17 protein-coding genes are annotated in these 21,953 nt (G+C 68.4%); 10 read left to right on the top strand and 7 right to left on the bottom strand.

Annotation, left to right across the window (positions count from 1 at the left end):
* The first annotated feature begins 1 nt into the window (after position 1).
* From NC7_RS22775 to NC7_RS22765, 3 genes are read left to right on the top strand one after another with little or no spacing between them, the layout of a single operon-like run.
* The gene (locus NC7_RS22775; protein ID WP_159372896.1) at positions 2-2,437 is read left to right on the top strand and encodes an AMP-binding protein; all 2,436 of its coding nucleotides are present in this window, start codon (positions 2-4) and stop codon (positions 2,435-2,437) included.
* Positions 2,427-3,746, top strand: coding sequence for an NtaA/DmoA family FMN-dependent monooxygenase (locus tag NC7_RS22770; protein WP_157102140.1), 1,320 nt, complete (start codon positions 2,427-2,429; stop codon positions 3,744-3,746). The genes NC7_RS22775 and NC7_RS22770 overlap by 11 nt, the downstream gene beginning before the upstream one ends.
* The gene (locus NC7_RS22765) at positions 3,743-4,711 is read left to right on the top strand and encodes an aldo/keto reductase (RefSeq protein WP_067986449.1); all 969 of its coding nucleotides are present in this window, start codon (positions 3,743-3,745) and stop codon (positions 4,709-4,711) included. The genes NC7_RS22770 and NC7_RS22765 overlap by 4 nt, the downstream gene beginning before the upstream one ends.
* On the opposite strand, the gene NC7_RS22760 is transcribed toward NC7_RS22765, so the two are convergent.
* From NC7_RS22760 to NC7_RS22750, 3 genes are all read right to left on the bottom strand, one after another.
* On the bottom strand, positions 4,695-5,660 hold the full coding sequence (locus NC7_RS22760) for a TauD/TfdA family dioxygenase (RefSeq protein WP_236573626.1): 966 nt from the start codon (positions 5,658-5,660) through the stop codon (positions 4,695-4,697). The genes NC7_RS22765 and NC7_RS22760 overlap by 17 nt on opposite strands.
* A gap of 112 nt (positions 5,661-5,772) precedes the next feature.
* Positions 5,773-7,290 carry a glycerol kinase GlpK gene (glpK, locus tag NC7_RS22755; RefSeq protein WP_067986448.1) on the bottom strand — a complete coding sequence of 506 codons (1,518 nt, stop codon included), beginning with the start codon at positions 7,288-7,290 and terminating at the stop codon, positions 5,773-5,775.
* A 28-nt stretch (positions 7,291-7,318) separates the two neighbouring features.
* Positions 7,319-8,071: an IclR family transcriptional regulator gene (locus NC7_RS22750; protein ID WP_067986445.1), complete on the bottom strand. Its 753-nt coding sequence runs from the start codon at positions 8,069-8,071 to the stop codon at positions 7,319-7,321.
* Positions 8,072-8,192: 121 nt separating this feature from the next.
* Here NC7_RS22750 and glpK (NC7_RS22745) point away from each other — a divergent pair, with 121 nt between their 5' ends.
* The gene (glpK, locus tag NC7_RS22745) at positions 8,193-9,692 is read left to right on the top strand and encodes a glycerol kinase GlpK (protein WP_067986443.1); all 1,500 of its coding nucleotides are present in this window, start codon (positions 8,193-8,195) and stop codon (positions 9,690-9,692) included.
* Positions 9,693-9,718: 26 nt separating this feature from the next.
* Complete coding sequence (locus tag NC7_RS22740) at positions 9,719-11,398, top strand: glycerol-3-phosphate dehydrogenase/oxidase (protein ID WP_236573625.1); 1,680 nt, start codon at positions 9,719-9,721, stop codon at positions 11,396-11,398.
* A 7-nt stretch (positions 11,399-11,405) separates the two neighbouring features.
* Here the strand turns inward: NC7_RS22740 and NC7_RS22735 are convergent, their stop codons facing one another.
* Positions 11,406-12,401, bottom strand: a complete 996-nt coding sequence (locus NC7_RS22735) for a GGDEF domain-containing protein (protein WP_157102139.1) — start codon at positions 12,399-12,401, stop codon at positions 11,406-11,408.
* Between the two features lie 363 nt (positions 12,402-12,764).
* Here NC7_RS22735 and NC7_RS22725 point away from each other — a divergent pair, with 363 nt between their 5' ends.
* Positions 12,765-13,853 (top strand): PucR family transcriptional regulator, encoded by a 1,089-nt coding sequence (locus tag NC7_RS22725; protein WP_067986435.1) that lies wholly within the window; start codon positions 12,765-12,767, stop codon positions 13,851-13,853.
* Positions 13,854-13,874: 21 nt separating this feature from the next.
* On the opposite strand, the gene NC7_RS22720 is transcribed toward NC7_RS22725, so the two are convergent.
* Together NC7_RS22720 and NC7_RS22715 are read right to left on the bottom strand one after the other, a co-directional pair.
* Positions 13,875-15,836: a sensor histidine kinase gene (locus NC7_RS22720; protein WP_159372895.1), complete on the bottom strand. Its 1,962-nt coding sequence runs from the start codon at positions 15,834-15,836 to the stop codon at positions 13,875-13,877.
* A gap of 278 nt (positions 15,837-16,114) precedes the next feature.
* Positions 16,115-16,978: a TetR-type transcription factor C-terminal domain-containing protein gene (locus tag NC7_RS22715; RefSeq protein WP_084458719.1), complete on the bottom strand. Its 864-nt coding sequence runs from the start codon at positions 16,976-16,978 to the stop codon at positions 16,115-16,117.
* Positions 16,979-17,107: 129 nt separating this feature from the next.
* Between NC7_RS22715 and NC7_RS22710 the strand changes: the two genes are divergently transcribed.
* From NC7_RS22710 to NC7_RS29635, 4 genes are all read left to right on the top strand, one after another.
* Positions 17,108-18,316 carry an acyl-CoA dehydrogenase family protein gene (locus tag NC7_RS22710; RefSeq protein ID WP_067986431.1) on the top strand — a complete coding sequence of 403 codons (1,209 nt, stop codon included), beginning with the start codon at positions 17,108-17,110 and terminating at the stop codon, positions 18,314-18,316.
* 11 nt (positions 18,317-18,327) lie between these two features.
* Complete coding sequence (locus tag NC7_RS22705) at positions 18,328-19,335, top strand: phosphotransferase family protein (RefSeq protein ID WP_174550262.1); 1,008 nt, start codon at positions 18,328-18,330, stop codon at positions 19,333-19,335.
* Positions 19,332-20,069 carry an SDR family NAD(P)-dependent oxidoreductase gene (locus NC7_RS22700; protein WP_067986427.1) on the top strand — a complete coding sequence of 246 codons (738 nt, stop codon included), beginning with the start codon at positions 19,332-19,334 and terminating at the stop codon, positions 20,067-20,069. Before NC7_RS22705 ends, NC7_RS22700 begins: the two co-directional genes overlap by 4 nt.
* Positions 20,070-20,721: 652 nt before the next feature.
* Positions 20,722-20,889 (top strand): hypothetical protein, encoded by a 168-nt coding sequence (locus NC7_RS29635; protein ID WP_167352451.1) that lies wholly within the window; start codon positions 20,722-20,724, stop codon positions 20,887-20,889.
* A 203-nt stretch (positions 20,890-21,092) separates the two neighbouring features.
* Here NC7_RS29635 and NC7_RS22695 read toward each other — a convergent pair whose 3' ends face one another.
* The gene (locus tag NC7_RS22695; RefSeq protein ID WP_067986425.1) at positions 21,093-21,869 is read right to left on the bottom strand and encodes an MEDS domain-containing protein; all 777 of its coding nucleotides are present in this window, start codon (positions 21,867-21,869) and stop codon (positions 21,093-21,095) included.
* Positions 21,870-21,953: the final 84 nt, after the last annotated feature.

The raw sequence follows: 21,953 nt of genomic DNA, 5'->3' as shown, positions 1-21,953 counted from the left end.
GATGTCGTCACGCGTGAGCGCCACCGGCGCGTCGCTGTCGTGCCGGGACCGCGACTACTCGCCCGCCGCGCTGACAGCAGCGGTCGAGCAGATGACAGCGCAATACCGTGCGCTCGGTCTCGGCGCATCCGATGTCGTGGTGCTTCGCCTGCATCTGTCCGACCGCTACGTGATCGCCCTTCTCGCGGCGGTCGAGCTGGGGTGCTGTGTGGCGCCGGTCGACATCGCGACGCCGCCGGTCGTGATCGAAGCGATCATCGCTGCCGCCGCACCCGCGGCGATCGTCGATGACGACGGGATCGCCGTCGTCGACGGCCGAGGTTCGAAGCCGAGTCGGAGCTCCGACGACGCCTTCATTCTTTTCACCTCGGGAAGTACCGGGGCACCGAAGGGCGTCGTCGGAACACGTCGCGGCTTGGACGCCAGGATCGACTGGGCCGTGCGCGCGTTCTTCAGCCCCGACGTGGAACGCTGCGCGATCAAGACCAACCCGGCCTTCATCGACAGCCTCACCGAGATTCTCGGTGCCTATCGCAGTGGGCGGACGATGGTAGTCGCACCGGTGCTCGCCCAACGCGATCCAGGGTTGCTGGCCGAGTTCATCCGGACGACCAGGATCGAGCAGGTCACGCTGACGCCGAGCTGCATTCCAGCACTGAACGCGATGGGCGCGGCCGCGTTGGCGACGGTGCGGCGCTGGATCCTCACCGGGGAGGAACTTCGCGGCAGCTGGCTGGTCACCCTCCGCGCGTTGTGTCCACTCGCGCAGGTGATCAACTCCTACGGGTCGACCGAAGTGTGTGGGGACGCGATCTTCCACACGGTGCCCGCAGGCGTTCCGGCTCCCGACGTCGTCCCGATCGGTCGTGCCGCGCCGGGGGTACACGTGTTCCTCGACGGCGATGCCGCCGGACTTCCGGACGGAGCGGCCGAGCTCTGGGTCGGCGGCGACCAGGTGGCGCGCGGCTACCTGGTTTCAGGACAGTCGGCCGAATCGGACCGGTTCCGTCGAACCCCCGAGGGCTTGTGCTGGTTCCGGACCGGAGACATCGTGCGCCGGTCCGGGGAACTGCTGTACTTCCTGGGGCGTCGGGGGGACGTGGAGCAGGTTCGGGGGCGTCGAGTCGACCTGATCGCGGTCGCCGACGCCCTGGAATCGATCGACGGCGTCGACGCGGCGATCGCCTGGGTGACCGGTCATCAGGACGGCCCCTCGATGGTGCGGGCCGCGGTGATCCCCCGGCCGGGCGCGCACCCGACTGCCTCGACCGTGCGCGACGACATACGCGAACGTGTTCTGCCGCAACTGGTTCCGGACCGGATCGACATCGTGACCCGTTTCTGTCGGACCTCGAGCGGTAAGATCGACCCTGCGGCGACCGTCGGTGGTGCTCAGGACACCGAGCTGGATCGGTCGCGATTCGCGACAGGCTTGCAATACCTGATCGCGTCGGTCGTGAGTGCGGCGGTGGCGGACACCCGGATCGAACCGACCACGTCGTTCGCCGACCTCGGCCTGAACTCCCTACTGGCCGTGCAGGTCGCCGAGGAAATCGCGCGCCACTCCGGTACCCGGGTGACCGGGCTGGATGTCCTCGCCGCCGCCACTGTCGAGAAGCTGGCCGTTCGGATTCCGGGTCTGCGCCCGCACGTCACTCGTGGGCCCGTGCGGTTGGCTCGCGCAGGCAGCGCGGACCGCGTCCTGATTCTGCTGCATCCCGCGATCGGAACTTGCTTGGCCTACTTCCCCTTGGTTGGACAGCTGAGGTTCGAGGGCCGAATCCTCTATGTGGAACAGGACGATCGGGCACGGGCCGTCCTCGATGACGCGGGAATGGACGCCTTGGCCCGGTACTACGCGGTCGAGGTGGCCGCGCAGGTGACCGACGCGCCCGTCGATGTCTTCGGATACTCGTTCGGCGCGTTGCTGGCCCCGGCTGTCGCACGATACCTGCGTGATCTCGGCAAGCAGGTGTCATCGATGACGCTCGTCGACCCGGCCTGGGTGAGATCGAGTGAGCGAATCGATGAGGACCTCGTGTTGCGACGCGTGCTCACCGACTCCGGGTACCGCGATCTGCCCGAGCACCCACTGGGAATCACCGATGCGCTTCGATTGGTCCGCGCGGCGTCCGGCCCGTTGCGGCTGGTCTCGGCCGAGACGATCCGGCGGTGGGCAGACTGTCTGCGGCTCAACATGATCCACGGTGTCGGCTACGAGCCCGGGCAGCTGACGGTGGACACGCTCGTGGTACGCGCGACGGCGACGGCCGACCTGCTCGGCGTCGACGCGCAGTGGCTCGAGACGGTGCTGACAGAGGCGACGACGGTCACGATGGACTGTACGCATTTCGAGGTGTTGCACGGCGACGCGGCCGAGCGGCTCGCCGCCTCGTTGTCCACGTTTCTGAGTCACGGAGGCCTTCGTGAGCACTAGGCCGACCACACCCGAGGACATGACTCTGTGCGCGTTCCTGTGCTCGACCGGCTATCACAGCGCTTCCTGGCGTAGCCCGGGAGCCGACCCGCTGGCCAACATCAAGCCCGAGTACTTCTGTGCGCTGGCCCGCACCGCCGAACGAGGTGGACTCGATGCGGTGTTTCTCGCCGACAGCATGGCGGTGTGGTCGGACGTGGCGGTCCGACCCGCGGGTGCCGTGGAGCCCGCGGTGCTCGCGGCCGCGATTCTGCGGGCGACCGAACACATCGGCGTGATCATCACGCAGTCGACGTCCTACAACGAACCCTTCAACGTCGCACGACGCCTCGCCTCCCTCGACCATCTGGGGAACGGGCGGATCGGCTGGAACATCGTCACCTCGGCCACTCGCGAAGCGGCCGACAACTTCGGATGGGCCGACATCCCTGACCACGACGTGCGCTACCGTCGCGCGAACGAGTTCGTCCGGGTGTGCCTCGCGCTGTGGAACAGCTGGCGACCCGACGCGATCCGGGCCGACCCGAACGGGGTGTGGGCCGACCCGGCCGCGATCAGACCGATCGAGCACGACGGTGAGTTCTTTCGCGTTCGTGGTCCGCTCGACGTGCCACCGTCACCGCAGCGGGTACCGCTGCTGGTGCAGGCCGGTTCGAGCGAGCAGGGGATCGCACTCGCGGCGGGATTCGCGGATCTGGTGTTCACGGTGGCGTCCACGGTGGGGGCGGCCCACGCCTTCCGGCAACGTCTGCGTTCGCGCGCGTCCGCCGTGGATCCGCGACGGCGAATTCGGGTGCTGCCCGGATTGATTCCGGTGGTCGGCTCGACCGACGACGACGCCCATGAACGTCTGGCCGCGCTCGATGCGCTCGTCGATCCGGCGCCGAGCGTCCGCCAGCTCGAACGCAGCGTGGGGCTGCCGCCGAACACACTGGCCGTCGACGATCCGTTCGATCTGGAACTACCTGTGGCAGCGTCCATTTCCGGCAACCAAACCTATTACCAGGTGATCCGAGACATGGCGCTGGCTCGCTGCTACACCGTCGGTCAGGTCGCGCAATTGATGGCGACGAGCCGGGGGCACCGCCTGCTGGTCGGATCACCGGCAACGGTCGCCACGGCCATGATCGACTGGGTTCGGCGCGGCGCCGCCGACGGCTACGTGATCATGCCCGCCGTCTTGCCGACCGATCTGAACCGATTCGTCGAGGAAGTGGTCCCATTGGTGCGGTCGGCGGGGTATGGCAGTGTCGGGTCACCGGAAATGCCACTCGCAGAACGGTTTCGAACAGGCGGGACGCCACTGTGACGAACGAATTCGGTGCCGAGGCGGTGAGAACCTGGAAGGCGACGGCCACGATCCCGATCGGACTCGGCGGCAGTGTGTTCGGCTGGATCGTCGGATCCGAGAGGGCCGATGCGATTCTGGACAGATTCTTCGAGATCGGCGGCAGGTTCATCGATACCTCCGACGGCTATTCCTACGCCGCCCGAACCAGCGCCGCCGACTCGGAGAGCATGATCGGATCCTGGGTACGTCGGCGCGGCATCGAGAACGAGATCCGGATCATGACCAAGGTCGGCCTGTGTCCCGGTGTCGAGGGGCTCGCCCCGGCTGTGGTCGCCGAGGCCGTCGATGCCTCGCTGGATCGGCTCGGCATATCCGTGGCCGAAGCGATTCTCGCGCACGCCGACGACGGCGTCACGGCACCGGAGGAGATCGCGGCCGGGTTCGCCGCGCTGGTCGGGGCGCGTACTCACCACATCGGTGTCTCGCGGTTCTCGACAGACCGGCTGCGAGCCACGCGGGCCGCCCTGCGCCGGTCATCGAACGCCGAGTTCACGGTGATCCAGGAGGAATTCAGTCTCGCCGAGCGCGGCGGTGTCGAACACCTGGTGGGATCGGAGGTCGGCCAACGGTTGGGTTTGGTGTGCAGTGCGGCATTGGCTCGCGGATTTCTCACCGGCAAGTTCGAGCACGCGCTGACCCGTGTCGGTGCCCGGCACGCCTACGTCGACCGGCACTACGGGCTGCCCGGCCACCACACCTTGCTCGCTGGATTGCGGGCGGTGGCGGCGGCGCACGGTGTCGCACCCGCCGCGGTCGCCATCCGCTGGCTGCTCCAGCACGAGGCTGTCGCCCTCCCTTTGGTCAGCGTGACCGACCCGGGACAGCTCGATGTCTTTCAGGAGGTCACCGACCTGCGCCTCACGCCTGACGAGTGGGAATCGCTGGATACCCTCTCAGCCGCGCTGCCTACGGGTCCACGCTGACATCGGGGCTGCCACCGCGCAGCACGTCGTCCGCGCGCGAAGCCTCGACAGTGAGCCACAGTCGGAGCAGATGGCGTCGCAAGGCCGGATCGTCGTGATCTGTGTAGGCCTCGCGGGCATGCAGCACGGTGGTGTTGTTGAGCAGCTGCACGTCGCCCACACGGAATTCCATCGTGATCTGACGCGAGGGGTCGTTGGCGATCTCCTCCGCCAAATCGAGTGCCGCGAGCTGATCGGCGGTCAACCGTGGGGCACCCGGGTGGTGCTGTGACTGGCGGATGAACCAGGCGATGAACGAGATTCGGGGCATTCCGTCGATCGTGGTGAACGGAGCGAGCTCGAAATGGGAGATCTCACCCGGACGTGGCTCGGCGTGGCGGCTCCACGGCATGGGCCGATACATGACCTCGACCAGATGCGGTGCGCGGGAGAGCATCTCGTTGTAGAGCGCATGGGCGCTGACGATCTTCGATCGACCGCCTTTCGCGGCGGGCCGCAGGCAGAGCAAACCGACCAGGTCGGACGCGTCGCTGTGGAAATCCTGGCTCAGGCTCGTCTGATAACGGCGGATGCCCGGACCGGCACGCCGCTCATCGCGGATGTGAGTGATGAGGTTGCCCTCGCGGTCCTGGCCGACCGGAACACCGAGCAGTGTTCCCAGCGCGAGATAGGCCCGCTCGATCTCGGGTGCGGTGAGGACCCCGGTGGGGAAGCCACGCAGCCGGACGAACCCCGGTCCGGAATTGAGGATGTGCGACCACTTCTCGGCCGGAGCGCCCAGGTCGCGACGTAAGACGGAGTGATTCGCGCCGCGACCGCAGTCGACCAACGCCCGCTGCTGCGCCGAGGTCAAGGTGAACGACCAAGCCCGAGAGTCGGAGAACTGAGCGGGAGTCCACGCAGACGGCGAGATGATCGGGCCGTTCGAATCCAGTTTCACCTGCACCACAACGCTTTCCTCGCCCGGAGACCTGTGGCCAATCGTCGTCGTCGCCGCGGCGTAGCACAGTCGTTCGTTCGGACCACACGACTTCGCGGCGAAGCGGGCAGGTCGCGCAGCGCTATCCGGATGGCGACGAGTTCGACCGGTGGCTGGTCCTGGACCAGCCGATGCTGAGTTGAACGGCTCGCTGCCAATGTTCGTACTCGTCGTCGCGGGTCGAGCGGTGGTGGTGGGGCACCCATTGGGCCGCTGCCCGCCAATTGCTCCGCAGCCCTTGCAGATCCGGCCAGTAGCCGACGGCCAGGCCTGCGGCGTACGCGGCGCCGAGCGAGACCGTCTCGGTGACCAGGGGGCGCGTGACGGGGATGTCGAGGACATCGGCGATGATCTGCATGAGCAGATTGTTCGAGGTCATGCCACCGGCCACCCGCAGCGATCGCGCGCGCAGGCCCGCGTCGGCGTTCATGGCCTCGAGCACGTCGCGGGTCTGCCAGGCGGTGGCTTCGAGTGCCGCGCGGGCCAGGTGACCCTTGGTGACGTAGGAGGTCAGGCCGATCAGCAGGCCTCGGGCGTCGCTGCGCCAGTGCGGGGCGTAGAGGCCGGAGAAGGCGGGGACCAGGTAGCAACCGCCGTTGTCGTCGACGGTGTCGGCGAGGGTTTCGATTTCGGGGGCGGTGGCGATGAGCCCGGCGATGTCGCGCAACCATCCCACCAGCGACCCGGTGACCGCGATAGGTCCTTCCAGCGCGTACACCGGGTCCGCACCCACCTGATAGCCGATGGTGGTGAGCAGGCCGTGGCGAGAGCGGATCAGCTCGGTGCCGGTGTTCATCATGAGGAATCCGCCGGTGCCGTAGGTGCACTCGGTCTCGCCGGGCGCGAAGCAGGTCTGGCCGAACAGCGCGGCGTGCTGGTCGCCGAGCGCGGCGCCGATCCGCACACCCGGCACGGCGGTGACCGCGGTACCGAAGTCGCCGGTGGACGGTTCGATGCGGGGGAGCATGGCGCGGGGGATGTCGAACAGCCGCAGCAGTTCCTCGTCCCATTGCCGGGTGGTCAGGTTCATCAGCAGGGTGCGGCAGGCGTTGGTGACGTCGGTGACGTGCACCCCGCCGGTCAGATTCCAGACGAGCCAGGATTCCATGGTCCCGAACAGCACGTCACCGCGTTCGGCCCGCTCCCGTAGCCCCTCGACATGGTCGAGCAACCACCGCAGACGCGGTGCGGCGAAATAGGTCGCCAGCGGCAGTCCACTCAGTTCGGTGATGCGCTGTGCCGCAGGGGAAGCGCGCAACGACTCGACGAACTCCTCGGTGCGGATGTCCTGCCAGACGATCGCGGGGCGCACCGGTATTCCGGTGGCGCGATCCCAGACCACGGTCGTCTCCCGCTGATTGGCGATGCCGACAGCGGCCACCTGGTCGACGCCGATCCCGGCATCGCGTAGTGCGGCGGGCAGGAGCCGTTCGACGGTTCGCCAGATCTCGAGCGCGTCCTGCTCGACCCAGCCGGAGCGGGGATAGTGCTGACGGTGCACGCGCTGGGCGAGCCCGGCCAGCCGGGCGTGACGATCGAAGACCAGACACCGACTCGAGGTGGTGCCCTGATCGATCGCGAGGACGAAACGCGGTGTCATAGTAGGCCTTTCGACAGGCCACGCGTGGTCATCGCGCCGCCGTCAGGTCACGGTGTACGGCCTGCGCGGCGGCGCGCACCTGGCCGACCACCGTGTCAAGCGGCTGTAGGTGGCTGTCGCACAACCGGTCGACCGGTCCCGAGATGCCGATGGCCGCCACCACAAGACCGCCGCTGGCGCGGATCGGCGCGGCGACACCCGCTTCCCCTGGCCGGTACTCCTCGACCTCGCCCGCCCAGCCGGTCCGGCGGACCTCGGCGATCGCGCGAGTCAAGGCGGTGCGCTCGGTGATCGTGCGATGGGTGAACGCCGGTGCCGGGCCGAGCTCGGTCGCGGGCTCGTAGGCGAGCAGCACTTTGCCCAGGGCCGTCGCGTGCGCGGGAACCACCTCGCCGACGGCGAGGACCTGCTCGCTGTTGTCCGGGCGGAACACGTGGTGCACCACGGTCACCCCGGCCGGGCGTGACACCGCCATGCGCACCGATTCGCCGGTCCGCGCGGCGAGTGCGTCGGCGCGGTGGATGGCACGCGAGCGCAACTCGTTGATATCGAGGTGGTCGGAACCGAGTTCGTGCACGGCGGGCCCGAGCAGATAGCGACCCGTCGCCGGGTCCTGGTCGACGAAACCCGTGCCGAGCAAGGTCCGAAGGATGCCGTGGGCGGTGGGTTTGGCCAGGTCGAGCGCGGTGGCCACGTCGCCGACGCCCATCGGCCCCGAGCCGCGCGCGAGCAACCGCAGCACGGCCACGGCACGTTCGATCGACTGGATCGGACCCGGCATCGTCTCAACCTAGCAGCCGGGCGTTCAGCATTGTCGAACGGCAACCGTGGCTCGCGGCTCGACTCGTTTCTAGCGTGGTCCCCGGTGAACGGGCTCGACGGCGAGCCCTCGGAAGGACCAGATGAACCGGTATGTGGGCGCGATCGACCAGGGAACGACCTCGACGCGCTTCATGGTTTTCGACCACGCGGGCGGCGTCGTCGCACGGCATCAGCTCGAGCACGAGCAGATCATGCCGAAACCCGGGTGGGTGGAACACGATCCGATGGAGATCTGGGAGCGCACCAACACCGTCGTCAGGACCGCGCTCACCCGGGCCGGGGTGACCGCTGTCGAGCTGGCGGCGGTCGGTGTCACGAATCAGCGTGAGACCACCTTGGTCTGGAACCGGCACACGGGCCGCCCCTACTACAACGCGATCGTCTGGCAGGACACGCGCACCGATCGCTTCATCGCCGACCTGGCCGACGAACACGTCGACATGATCCGCAAGCGGACCGGACTGCGGCCCGCACCGTACTTCTCCGGCGGCAAGCTGCGCTGGATCCTCGACAATGTCGAGGGCGTGCGCGCGGACGCCGAACGCGGCGACGCGCTGTTCGGCACCGTCGACAGCTGGCTGATCTGGAACCTCACCGGCGTGCACGTCACGGACCCGACCAACGCCTCACGCACCATGCTGATGGACCTGCGAACCCTGCGCTGGGACGAGGAACTGCTGCGCGTGTTCGACATTCCCGCCGCCATGCTGCCCGCGATCGCGCCCTCGGCGAACCCGGCCGGGTACGGCACCACCCGCTCCGACGGCCCCTTCGGCGGCGCGGTGACGATCGCGGGCGTGCTCGGTGATCAGCAGGCCGCCGCCGTCGGCCAGGTGTGTTTCCGGCCCGGCGAGGCCAAGAACACCTACGGCACCGGCAATTTCCTGATGCTCAACACCGGTGCCGAGATCGTGGAGTCCACGCACGGCCTGCTCACGACCGTCGCCTACCAGTTCGGCGACGACGCGCCCGCCTACGCGCTGGAGGGGTCGATCGCGGTCACCGGTTCGGCGGTGCAGTGGCTGCGCGACCAACTCGGCATCATCGCCGGGGCCGCGCAGATCGAGGACATGGCGGCACAGGTCGACGATTCCGGCGGCGTGTATTTCGTGCCCGCGTTCTCCGGCCTGTTCGCCCCCTATTGGCGGCCGGATGCCCGTGGCGCCGTCGTCGGCCTGTCGCGCTACAGCAACAACGCCCACCTGGCCAGGGCGACGCTGGAATCCATCGCCTACCAGACCCGCGATGTCGTCGAGGCCATGCAGCGTGACGCCGGGACGCGACTGAGCACGCTGCGCGTCGACGGCGGCGTCACCGTGAACAGCCTCGCCATGCAGATCCAGGCCGACCTGCTCGGCGTTCCCGTCTCCCGACCGGTCGTCGCCGAGACCACCGCCCTCGGCGCGGCCTACGCGGCCGGGCTGGCCGCCGGTTTCTGGGCCTGCACCGACGAACTGCGCACCAACTGGCACGAAGACCTGCGCTGGTCACCCACCTGGTCCGACGCCGAACGCGAACGCGGCTACCGCCGCTGGCTCAAAGCTGTCGAGCGCACCCTCGACTGGGCCGAACTCGACTGATGCCACACCACCCCAAGGAGCACACTGTGTCCGTTTCCCTGGACCCCACCTACCGCGCGACAGCGATCGCGGCACTCGGCGACACCGAGCTCGACGTCCTGGTGATCGGCGGTGGCGTGACCGGCGCGGGCGCCGCGCTCGACGCGGCCTCGCGCGGCCTGTCGGTGACCCTCGTCGAAGCCCGCGACTTCGCCGCGGGCACCTCGAGCCGCTCGTCCAAACTCATCCACGGCGGCTTGCGCTATCTCGAGCAGATGGACTTCACCCTGGTTCGGGAGGCGTTGAAAGAGCGTGGGCTGCTGTTGGATTCGCTCGCACCGCATCTGGTTCGGCCGGTGCCGTTCCTGTTCCCCTTGCGGCATCGGGTGTGGGAGCGCGCCTACATCGGTGCGGGCATCGCCCTCTACGACACCCTCGGCGGCGCCCGGACGGTGCCCATGCACAAACACCTGACCCGGTCCGGGGCGCTCGACCTGGCTCCCGCGATGCGCGACGACGCCATGACCGGCGCGATCCGTTACTACGACGCCCAGGTCGACGATGCCAGGCACACGATGATGATCGCGCGCACCGCCGCCGAACAGGGCGCGACGGTCCTCACCCGCACCCAGGTGGTCGGACTCGAACGCGACGGTCGGCGGGTCGTCGGCGCGCGGGTCATCGATCTGGAGACCGGTGCCGAACACACCATCCGGGCACGCACGGTGATCAGTGCGACCGGTGTCTGGACCGACGACATGATCTCGATGACCGGTGTCGACTTCCCTTTCCACGTGCGGATGTCGAAGGGCGTGCACATCCTGGTGCCTCGCGCCCGCCTGGATCTGCGCACGGGCCTGATCATGCGCACCGAGAAGTCGGTGCTGTTCGTGATCCCGTGGGCCGAGCACTGGATCATCGGCACCACCGACACCGCATGGTCGCTGGACAAGAACCACCCCACCGCCACCGCGGCCGACGTGGACTACATTCTCGACCACGTCAACACGGTGCTGCGTGAGCCGCTCACCAAGGCCGACATCGTCGGCACCTACGCCGGGCTGCGGCCTCTGATGACCGGGGCGTCGAAGGAGACCGCCAAGCTGTCGCGAGAACACGCCGTCGCCGAACCCGTGCCAGGCCTGTTCGTCATCGCGGGCGGCAAGTACACGACCTACCGGGTGATGGCCGCCGATGTCGTCGATGCCGCCGTCGCGCGGCTGGCCCGGCCGGTGCCCGCGTCCGAAACCGCCCGACTGCCGATCCTCGGCGCGCAGGGCTACCGCGAGATGCTCGCCGACACCCGGGGGCTGGCCGCCACGACCGGGCTGGCGCCGGAGACGGTACGGCATCTGCTCGGCCGCTACGGGTCGCTGGCCACCGAGCTGTTCGATCTCGTTCGCCTCGACCCGGCCCTGCGCGCGCCCCTTCCTGGGGCCACCGGTTACCTCGCCGCCGAGATCGTCTACGCGGTCACCCACGAGGGGGCCCTGCACCTGGACGATCTGCTCACCCGGCGCACCCGCATCTCCATCGAGGTCCCCGATCGTGGGCTCGCCGCGGCGCCCGCCGTCGCCCGTCTCGTCGCCCCGCTCCTGGGCTGGGACGGCGAGACCACCGACAGCGAGATCGACCGCTACCGCGACCGGGTGCACGCCGAACTGCTGGCCAACCAGGCAGGCGACGACGAGACGGCCAATTCCGCCCGTCTCGTCGCCGTCGGCTGACCCCGGGTCAGCCGCCGCCCGGTGCGTGAGAATGCCCGGGCGGCCGGGTGAGGTCGTCGAGCACGACCAGGTTGCCGCCGGACTGTTTCGCCCGGTACATCGCCGCGTCGGCGGACTGAAGCAATCGGTCGGGGGTGGGGCGTTGGCAGTGCGGACAGACCGTCGCGTCGAAGATCGCGACCCCGACGCTCGCCGTCACGCCCACCGCGGTCTCCGAGGGCGCGGCGACGACTCGGCAGAGGGCTTCGGCGACATCGCGGGCGTCGGCCGCGGCGATCGGGGCGGCAACGACGAACTCCTCACCGCCGGTCCGCGCCACCACCGCCGTGTCGGGGGTCGCCGCCCGCAGGCGCCGGGCGGTGCGCATCAGGACGATGTCGCCGATCCGGTGACCCCAGGTGTCGTTGACACTCTTGAAGCGGTCCAGGTCGAAGGAGATGACACAGACGGCGGGATGGTCCTCGACCAGCTGCGGGAGCCGGTTCTCGAGGCCGCGCCGGTTGAGCAGTTCGGTCAGCGGGTCCGAGAGCGACTCCATGCGCAGCAGCCAGTACAGCAGCTGGAACGCGGGTACCGCCGTGACCACCGTGGTCAGCAGCAGGCCCACCGCGATCGCGAGCCGAACCCCGTCCCCGCCCGTCGCGATCCGCACCGACAACACCACCACCGACAGCACCGACCACACCGAATGCGCCGCCACCGCCCGCGCGCTGTGGAAGAAACTCAGATAACTGCCGGTGGCCAGCAGCAGCACGGCACCCATGGCGCCGAACAGCCGGTTGTGGACCTGGAGGAACTCGATCGTGAACAGCAGATCGGCGCAGGCGATCAGGACCAGCGACTCGGTTCGGCCCGGCCAGGGGAGCAGCCACCAGCGGGCGGCCCACAGCACGCCCGCCGAGATACCGACGACCGAAGCCGGGCCGGGCGAGGGTGAAGCAGCCGCGAGCTCCCAGATGCGCCGCGATGCGCTGCGCGGCCCGCTCGAGATCGGCCGGACCACCGTCGGCGTGGTCGTCGAGGCGAAGCACGAAGGCCAGATGCGAGTCGTCGAGCACGTAGCCCAACCGCAGCTGTGCGACCGCCGAATCGACCGGCGACCCGGCGACGATCGAGCGCACCGTCTCGCGCCGCCGGGAGAAGCTGCCCGCCGGATCGGGATCGCGGTCGACGGTGAAGGTGCCGCTGAGTATCTCGACCGCCGTTCCGGACCAGTCCGCGACGCAGGCGGCCGAATGCATCACCAATTCGCGCGTCTCGCCCAGTTCCGATGCCGACAGTTCGATCTGATCGGACAGCGTCCGGATCATCGCTCGCTGCCCGGAACGATAGATCCGCAAGAGCACCTTCAGTCGTCTCCCGCATCATGGCCCGCATTCCCGCGCTGACCGACCGGGTCGTCGGCGAGGCCCGAGCCCAGATGCCCTCCTATGCGGCGCTGGGCCACCCCGCGGTGACAGCGACCGCGGCCGCGCTCATCGAGCGGATGCTCGCCGCTCTGGCCGAGGAACGCGACCTGAACGACGACGACTGCCGCGAACTGCGCGAGTACGGGGAAGCGCGCGCGCAGCAGGGCATCTCGCTGGTCGATGTCCAACACGGCTGGCGGATCGCGCTGCGCGACTTTCGGGCCGCGCTGGCGGCCGACGGCCGCGCCCATCAGGTAGCCGACGGCGTCCTGCTGGAACTGAGTCACGCGATGCTCGACCTCGTCGACCAGGCCGCGCTCGCCTACGGCCAGGGCCATCGCGAAGTGGAACTCGAGATGGCGCGGCTGGACCATCAGGTCCGCGCGGAGTTCGTGCGGCGGGTACTGCACGGCACGCTCGGTCCCGCCGGGATCCGTGTGCAAGCCCACCAGTTCGGCCTCGACATCGACGGCGAGTACCAGGCGTTCCGCACCCGGTCGCGATCACGCGATGCCGACACCGAGCTACGACAGTTCCTGCGATCGGACGGACACCGGGTCGTGTTCACCACCACCATCGACGACGACATCGCCGGATTCACGTCCGCGCCCGCCGAACTGCGCACCGACGCCCCGCTCGGGCTCGGGCCGGTGGGGCGCCTCGACGACCTCGCCCGCTCCTTCCGCCTGGCGAGCAGGCTGCTGCTGACCGCGGACGTCTTCGACCTGCGCGGACCGACCGAGCTGACCGGAGTCGGGCTGCTCGCGGCGGTCGTCGGCGAGGCCGACATCGGCGCCGAACTGGTCGAATACTATGTGGTGCCGGTGGGTGCCGGTCCGGCGGCGCGCGTCGTCATCGATACGGTCGAACGCCACCTGGACACCGGCATGCACATCGAGACCACCGCGGAACTGCTCGTGGTCCATCCCAACACGGTCCGCTATCGGATCAGCCGCTTCGAGGAGCTCACCGGCACCGATCTGCGTTCCCCCGTGACGTCCGCCCGGGTGTGGTGGGCGATCAAACACCTTCGGGCCACCACCTGAGGACCGCACGTGCGTTCTCGGCTACTGCCCGTTGCGGCCCTCCCCGAACGACGATGGCGCTGCCGCCACCGCGGGCACCGGTCCCGCCGTCACGGCGTGCCGAGCCGTTTCCGCGCCGTCCTGTTCGTTCGTGAGATAGCGCGACGGGATCAACACCAGCGCGTGGACCCCACCGTAGGCCGATTCCTTCAACCGCACCGAAATCTGGTGCCGCGCGGCCAGCGAGGCGATGACGAACAGCCCGAGCCGACCGTTCTCGGCGAGGGTTTCGAGGCTGAAACTCGCGGGCTCGCCCAGCAGCGCGTTGCGCGCGGTCAGCTCGCCGTCGTTCATTCCCGACCCCTGATCGATGATCTCGAGCACCGCGCCGTTGCCGACGATGCGGCCGGTGACCTCCACCTGGGTCTGTCGCCGCGAGAACGCGGTCGCGTTGTCCATGAGTTCGGCCAGCACGTGGATGAGGTCGGCCACCACCGCACCCACCACGTAGATCTGCGGCAGGCGATGCACCGTGATCCGCCGGTAGTCCGAGCTCTCCGCCACCGAACCCTGAGCGATATCGGTGAGCGGCACCGGGTTTCGCCACCGTCGACCCGGCTGCCCGCCACCGAGGATGATGAGGTTCTCCGCGTTGCGGCGCGCCCGGGTGGCGAGGTGGTCGAGTCGGAACAGCAGATCGAGGCGGGCGGGGTCCTGTTCGCTCTGCTCGGCCTGATCGAGCAGTTCCAGTTGGTGCTGCACGAGGCTCTGGCTGCGCTGAGCCATGTTGACGAACACTGTGTTGACCCCGGCCCGCAACTTCGCCTCGGCGACCGCGGCGGTGACCGCCGCACCGTGGGCCCGGTTGAAAGCGTCCGCCACCTGCCCGATCTCGTCGGTCCCGAACTGCAGTCGATGCAGTTCGGCGTCGATGTCGAGACGTTCACCGGCTTCGAGTCGTCGCATCGCCTCGGGTAGATGCTCATCCGAGAGCGCCAAGGTCTGTGCGCGCAGTTGACGCATCCGGCCGATGAGCCGATTGGCCACCAGCACCACGGCGAGGAAACCGAGGACTGCGGCGGCCAGGACCGCCAGTCCGCCGAGCAACGAATCCCGTGCCGTCCGGTCCGCGTCGTGCACCGCGATCGCCTGGGCCCGACGGGTTTGGTCTTCCCACAACACCGTCAATTCGGCGCCCACCTCGACCGCCGCGGCCTGCACCTCCGCGCGGACCGTCGACGGGGTGGAGCGCGTACCCGCCCTGCCGCCGGACTCCGCCGGTCCGGCGAGCAGAGTTTCCTGATAGTGCCGGGTCAACAGACCCCAGGCGGCTCCGGCGACGATCGCCTGCAGCTTGCCGAGCTGCTGATCCTGCAGAATCGCGGTGGCGAAGGCGGCTTCGGAACGTTGCTCGCCCACTTCACCGGAGAACTCGATGAACTGCTCCCCGGTCATGGTGTCGGCCACGGTCGCCACGGCGTTCGCGCGCGACAACGCCTCCGAGGCGCGCAGCACCGCGATGCCCTTGAACAGCTCGATGGACACCTCCGACGACGGCGCGGCACGCGCGGCCAGCACCGACGCCGACACGATGACGTCGATGATCGACCCGAAGGTCGCGACCGCCGTCAGCACCGGCAGTTGGCGGGAGTCGATCTGGGCGCGCAGATCGGGCAACAAGGCGTACAGCTTGTCGTAACCGGCGATGTCGGTGGCGAAGTCCTCCCGCATGCGGGCGGCGTGCTGGCCTTTGGTCTTGACTTCCCCGAGCGCGTCGTCGGACCGCTGACGGGCCGCGATCAACGATCCACCACCGGTGGGTTCCCCGGCGATGTGCAGCACCGACAGCCGCCGCTCCTCCTGGAAGGCCTGCACCATCTGCACCGCGGGCCCGGTGGTGCTCGCGGCCAGTTCGGCCCACTGCTGGGCATCGCGCCCCGCCGCGACCAGGTACGCCGCCGCACCGACCCCGACCGCGAGCAGCGTGAAACTCGGTACGAGCACAATCGCGATCAAACTGGCACGAACGCCGAATTTTCCTGTCGCGGTATTACTTTCGGGGCGCCAGGCAAGCAGGCATCGAAGGGTTGTTCTACTGATCACCATCTGTATCCGATCGCCCGGCATGTGAATCCGGACCGAGTGCCGATAATCCTCGCGCAGTCTTACCGCCACCCGGCCCACGCCGATAGGACGTTTCGTCCGAACCGCCCCGCAACGATCTGGACGTTTCGGCCAATTCGCTGGGCAAGCCTCGCGCCGTGACCATCCCACGGCCTGCGCTATCGGCGGATGTCGAGCAGACCGAGGGCGAAATCGGCGTAGTCGGTCGCGATCTGTTCCGGCGTCGCCGGGCCGTCGAGGCGGAACCACTGCGGCAGGGCGGTGCACATCGTCGCGATCGCACGACCGGCCGCCCGCGCGTTCTCGGCGGTGCGGTCGTTCTCGGCGAGGGCGGTATCGATGTCGAGGTCGAGGATGTGCTGGATCTCGTTGCGGGACGCGGTGATCCGCTGCCGATTCGCGGGGTTCAGGCTACGCATCTCGCTGGCGCCGATGAAGGCGAGCTCCCGGCGGTGGGTATGGAACAGGGCGAGTGCCTCGACCACCCGGGTCACCCGGTCGCGGCCGGTGTCGGCCCCGCGCCGGGCCGCGCCGACCCGCCAGTGCAGCTCGTCCATGGTCAGGTCGAGTGCTCTCACCAGCAGTTCCTGTTTGTCGCGGTAGTGGTGGTAGACACCGGGCACGCTCATCCCCGCCCGTCGCGCGATCGATCGCATGGTCGCGCCGTGGTAGCCGGTTTCCACGAAAGCCGCGATGGCGGCGGCGAGCACGGGATCGATATCCAGGCGTGGGAACTCACGCCACGCGCGTGCCGTCCCGTCGACCGGATCGGCGCCGGGCCGCCGGACCGCCGCCGGTCCCGGTGACTCGCCGATCAGCCAGGGCATCGTGGTGCCGAGTTCGGTGGCCAGGATGCGGAGTCGGGTCACCGAGACGCCGGTTTTGCCGGTCTCGATGGCGCTGAGCGTGGCCGGGCTGACCGCGATGCGTCGCGCGGTCTCCCGCAGCGACAGCCCCGCCGAGACTCTCGCCGCGCGCAATCGCGGGCCCACGTCGATCGGCACATTGTTCGGGGAATTCACAATGTTCAGGATATCTGAACACTACGCCGTTGTCTTTAGGTGCAGATTGACAGTTGGGCCGTGCGCATGTCAGGGTCGACAGCGTTCGGCGCCGAGCGATCGTTCGGCCTGTGAGTCGAGGAGTGTCCTGTGGCGATCGACCTGTCCTACCCACCCGAGGTGCGAAACCTGGCCGACCGCACTCGTACCTTCATCCGGGAACAGGTGCTGCCGGTCGAGGACGCGCACGACGGCGATATCGCCGCGGCGGGCGGTGAGAAGCTGCGCCTGGACCTGCAACAAGCCGCCCGTGACGCCGACGTCTTCGCGCCGCACGCACCCACCGAATTCGGTGGCCACGGCCTCGGCATGGCGAACCGCGCGCCGGTGTTCGAAGAGGCCGGTTACTCCCTGTTCGGCCCGACCGCGCTCAATATCGCCGCGCCCGACGAGGGCAATGTGCACATGCTGGCCCACATCGCCGACCCGGAGCAGAAGCAGCAGTACCTGGCCCCGCTCGCTCGCGGCGAGGTGCGTTCGGCCTTCGCGATGACCGAACCCGCCCCGGGGGCCGGTTCGGATCCGTCCGCGCTCACCACCCGCGCCGTCCGCGCCGATGGCGGCTGGCGGGTCAACGGCCACAAGTGGTTCATCACGGGTGCCGACGGTGCCGGTTTCTTCATCATCATGGCGCGTACCTCGGGCGAACCGGGTCAGCGTGGCGGCGCGACCATGTTCCTCGCCCCGGCCGACACCGACGGCATCCGGGTGGGCCGCCATCTCGACACCCTCGACAAGTCGATGATCGGTGGCCACTGCGAGGTCTTCTTCGACGACCTGCTCGTCCCGGAGTCGGCGGTTCTCGGCGAGGTCGACCGAGGTTTCGAATACGCCCAGGTCCGCCTGGGCCCGGCCCGCATGACCCACGTGATGCGCTGGCTCGGTGCCGCCCGCCGTGGCCACGACGTCGCGGTCGCCCACGTCGCGCGGCGCGAGGGTTTCGGCTCGCGACTCGGCGACCTGGGCATGATCCAGAAGATGATCGCCGACAACGAGATCGACATCGCCGCCACCCGCGCGTTGTTGACCAGCGCCTGCTGGGAACTCGACCGTGGCGAATCCGCCGCGAACGCGACCTCCATCGCGAAAACCTATGCCGCCGAGGCGATCTTCCGCATCGTCGATCGCAGTATGCAGATGTGTGGCGGCCTCGGTGTCTCCGCCGACCTGCCGCTGGCCAGGCTCTCGCGCGAGGTGCGCCCGTTCCGCATCTACGACGGCCCCTCCGAGGTCCATCGCTGGGCCATCGCCAAACGCGCCGTGAGCGCGGCCAAACGAGCCATGCGGGACTCCGAATGACACTGCCCGGCATGGACATCGGCGCACTGGAGAAGTTCCTGCGCGCCCAGGATGTCGAGGTGAACGGCGAGCTGCGGGTCGAACTGATCAGCGGCGGCCGGTCCAATCTCACCTTCATCGCCGCCGACGACGTCGCACGCTGGGTGGTCCGGCGTCCACCGGTCGCCGGTCTCACCCCCTCGGCTCACGACATGGCGCGCGAGTACACGGTGACCAGCGCGTTGCAGGGATCGGCGGTGCCCGTGGCGAAGACGATCGCGTTCGACGCGACGGGCTCGGCCCTGGGGGCGCCGATGACGGTCGTCGAGTTCGTCGACGGAGCCGTGATCCGTGACCAGGACGACCTCGCGGCGCTCTCGGACGCGCACATCGCCGCCAGCACAAGCGAACTGGTGCGCGTCTTGGCCGAGCTGCACGCGGTCGACCCCGTCGCCGTCGGGCTGGAGGAGTTCGGCCGAGCGGAGGGTTTCGTCGCCCGCCAGGTGAAACTGTGGGCATCGCAATGGGATCGGGTCAAGACCCGGGAACTCGCCGATGTGGCGACCTTGCACGCCGCGCTGTCCGAGGCACTCCCGCGGCAGTCGGCGGCCTCGATCGTGCACGGCGATTTCCGCATCGACAACACCATTCTGGACGCGACCGACCCCGGCCGGGTGCGCGCCGTCGTCGACTGGGAGATGTCGACCCTCGGCGATCCGCTCACCGACGTCGCGCTGATGTGCGTGTACCGCTCGCCGACATTCGACCTGGTCCTCGGCTCCTCGGCCGCGTGGACCAGCGACCGGATGCCGAGCGCCGACACCCTCGCGCAGTCCTATGCGCAGACCTCCGGCCGCGACCTCGACGACTGGGGCTTCTACCTCGCCCTGGCCAACTTCAAACTCGGCGTGATCGGTGAGGGCATCACCCACCGGGCACGGCACGGCTCCGATGCCGGTGCTGCGGCCGAACGCGCCGCCGAGGCGACGCCGGAGTTCATGGCGGCCGGGCTGCGCGCACTGAAAGGACACCAGCGATGACCAAGTCCGCACTGATCAGCGGCGCCTCGCGCGGCATCGGCCTCGGCATCGCGACCAGGCTCGCCCAGCAGGGGTATTCGCTCACCATCACCGCACGCGACGCCGACCGACTCGAGGCCGTCGCGGCCGAACTGCGTGCTGCGGGCGCGCCCGAGGTGGTCCCCGTCGCCGCCGACATGGCCGACGAGGACGGTGTCGCCCGCGTTCTCGGCGCCCACGCCGACCGGTTCACCACGATGTCGGCATTGATCCTGAACGCGGGCGTCGGCACCGCGGGCACCCTGGCCGAGTCGTCGATGCGGCGCTTCGACAAGACCATCGCGGTCAATCTGCGCGCCCCCATCCAGCTCATCCAGGGCGCGCTGCCGTTACTGCGCGCGGGCGCGGCCGCCGATCCCGACCGTGGCGCGAAAGTCGTTGCGCTGTCTTCGATCACCGGTGTCTACGCCGAAGCGGGTCTGGCCGTCTACGGCGCCGCGAAAGCCGCCCTCATCTCGCTGCTCACCACCCTCAACGCCGAAGAATCGGCCAACGGAGTCACCGCGACCGCCATCGCCCCCGGCTACGTCGACACCGACATGAGTGCCTGGGTCCACGACCAGGTCCCCCCACACCAGATGCTCGCGGTCAACGACATCGTAGAAATGACCGACGCCCTCCTACGCCTGTCCCCCCGCGCCGTCGTCCCCTCGATCATCATGTCCCGCGCGGGCACCGACGGCTACCGCGCATAGCCACCCGAACCCCGGATGGCATGATATGTGGGCGCACGACAGGTCCATTCAGCAAGCCGAGGCACTGGACGTGATGAACGAGCTGTCCGTGTGCGCGCCCACGTATCCTCAATTGCTCACGCATGATCTGCGGTCGCTCGTCGCTTCTTATCTTCCATCACGCGGATTCCACATTTTTTCCGCCGGTATCACGCCGGATTATGAACACCTCGAGGTGTGGCGCGATTGGGTTCTTTGATCTCGAGGGAGCGTCGGCATGGTCGCGATCGTCGCTCTCGAGGACGCCGATCGCGCACTGGCGGTGCTCAGTTGAACGGCTACATCCGGCCAGGGCGGTTGGCGCGAACGCCTGAAATGGGGATGGGGAAAACTCCAATGGTTTCGGTGAAAGTTTATGGATAGCCATCAGAAAATTTCAGTTGAGCTCTTACTTCGGGGAACTCGCGGATGCATCGTATGTATCTGTCGAGATAGAAGTGTGATCTGATTCAGGATGTAGCCTTTCAGGGGCTTGATGCCGGATGGGCTGCACGTATTCGACCCTGTAAAGCCAATTGTTTCTGTTTGCGTGACATTACTCGTGGGTCATGATCTGATGTGACCGGTCCCGCCCCATGGGATGCATCACAATCGCACTATCGAGGATGGCAGTATGAGTTCCAGAATCTTTCGGCCGCTAGCGGCGGCGGCGATCGCACTGTCGGCGACCGCCCTGAGCGCCGGTGTGGCGTCGGCGGAGGCCCCGGCCCCGGTTTCGGGCTCGGTGGAAGTATGTCTGCCCATTCACCTGGGTCCGGTCGAGGTCAGCTTCTGCCTGTGATCGTTTGGCTGAACTCGTGATTCGGTGCCGCGGCGGGGGATCGCTCGTCCCGGTCGCCATCACGAAACAGCCGCACGGAGGGGTCCGGAGTCGCTCGCGTCCTCGGGCCCCTTCTCCGTGGTCGAGTCCGTAGGGGACAGCAGACGTAAACGGAGCAAGGGAACGACCGATGGGTCAGGACGGCAATCCGTACGGAAGCCGATTCAGGAATCGGTGCGCTTGATCAACCTTCGGGAATCGAAATCCATGACGCTCCACACCCGTTCGACGACGGGATGGGGGTCGACCAGCCGTATCGACCGATGTGCCCGCTGGGACGGATCCATGCCCGCCAGTACCGCCGAGGCGCGCACACTCAGGAACACCAGACCACTGACGTCGAGGTCGGCGCCCTCGCTCGGCAAGACCTCGAGCGCACCGATCAGGGCGGGAATGCCGAATTGATCGATCTCTCCCTCGAGGAAACGGCGGCCGTCCCGCCAGTACATCCCGAACGTCGTGGGGACCCGGGAGGGGCCGTGGCGCAACGGGTGTACGGCCATGATCGCGCCCAGATCCTCGTCGGTCGCGGTGAGGTCGTAGGCACACATCGCGGCGACCGGGTGACCGGCGGCCATGAACGCGTCCGCGACGTGTTCCCACCGGACATGACCGGAACGGCGTGCGGGATCGAGGTTCAGGGCGGTGATGTCGGTGAAGACGCGAATGCCCGCGAAACCCGCGTCGAGGGCCGATGCGACCTCGCCGCGGAAATGAGCGAGCTGGGCTTCGGCGTCGATCGGCGCGGACAAGTCGTAGACCTCACCGAGGGAGATATGAGTCAGCTCGTAGCCGACATCGGCCGCGGCGAATGCGGCTCGCAAGCGGTCACCGGCATCGTCGTCGTCGGTGACCGCGAGTAGCCGCTGCCCGAGCGCGGCACCCTCGAGCAGCCATTCCACGGCGGCGCGGTCGCGTTCAGCGCGGGTGGTGTACGCCACGCAGGCATGATCGTGGCAGCCGCCGCTTCGCCTATCGGTCAATACACCAGCCGCCCTCGCCACCGAGGCACCCCGCGCGGGCGC

The organism is Nocardia caishijiensis NBRC 108228, assembly GCF_001612825.1.
Taxonomy (GTDB): domain Bacteria; phylum Actinomycetota; class Actinomycetes; order Mycobacteriales; family Mycobacteriaceae; genus Nocardia; species Nocardia caishijiensis.
This window is presented reverse-complemented; position numbering and strand designations above follow the sequence as displayed.